Raw genomic sequence first — 702 nt, 5'->3', positions numbered from 1 at the left:
AAATGAAAAAAATAGGAATTACGTTTTCTGCTTTTGATCTGCTCCATGCAGGTCACATTAAAATGCTCGAAGATGCCAAAGAACATTGCGACTTTCTGATCTGCGGCCTACAAACCGATCCAACACTTGATCGTCCAGAGAAAAACAAACCAACACAATCTGTATTTGAACGCTATATGCAATTAAAGGCATGTAAACATGTAGATATGATTATTCCATATGCAACAGAACAGGATCTGGAAGATGTACTACGTTCGTTCAAAATACATGTGCGGATTTTAGGCGATGAATATATGGATAAAGCATTTACAGGAAGGCAATATTGCGAAGAAAAAGGAATAGAATTGTATTTCAATAGACGGGAAAACAGGTTTTCGAGTTCTTCTTTACGCCGAATAATTGCATCGAAAGAAAGAGTCAGTCCGGGTTCTGTCGTGAACATAAATGAGGGAGTTAACTACGCCTTAAAACGTATAAATGCATAAACTAATAATGAATATATGAACGTAGGTATTATTTTCGGCGTATTCGACATGTTACATGTGGGCCATATTGTTGCACTACAGGAAGCTAAGAGCAAATGTGATTATTTGGTTGTAGGACTTAAAACCGATTCAAACATACAGAATGCTGAATCCCAAGATGCAGCACAAACAATGGTTGAACGGTTTATCAAATTGGAGGGTTGTCAATTTGTTGATG

Annotated in this window: 2 protein-coding genes; both read left to right on the top strand. The window is 37.2% G+C overall.

Annotated features, from left to right (window positions below; all coding sequences use genetic code 11):
* Positions 1-2: 2 nt before the first annotated feature.
* Positions 3-485 carry an adenylyltransferase/cytidyltransferase family protein gene (locus tag B2X72_RS13215; protein ID WP_083663667.1) on the top strand — a complete coding sequence of 161 codons (483 nt, stop codon included), beginning with the start codon at positions 3-5 and terminating at the stop codon, positions 483-485.
* A gap of 15 nt (positions 486-500) precedes the next feature.
* Positions 501-702: adenylyltransferase/cytidyltransferase family protein (locus tag B2X72_RS13210; protein ID WP_286849839.1), on the top strand; the 202-nt coding region annotated here is incomplete at its 3' end.

It is taken from the genome of Sphingobacterium sp. UBA7253 (assembly GCF_002472745.1).
In the GTDB taxonomy this organism is placed as follows: domain Bacteria; phylum Bacteroidota; class Bacteroidia; order Sphingobacteriales; family Sphingobacteriaceae; genus Sphingobacterium; species Sphingobacterium siyangense.
The sequence above is the reverse complement of the archived record's forward strand: the minus strand, read 5'-3'. Positions and strand labels throughout refer to the sequence as shown.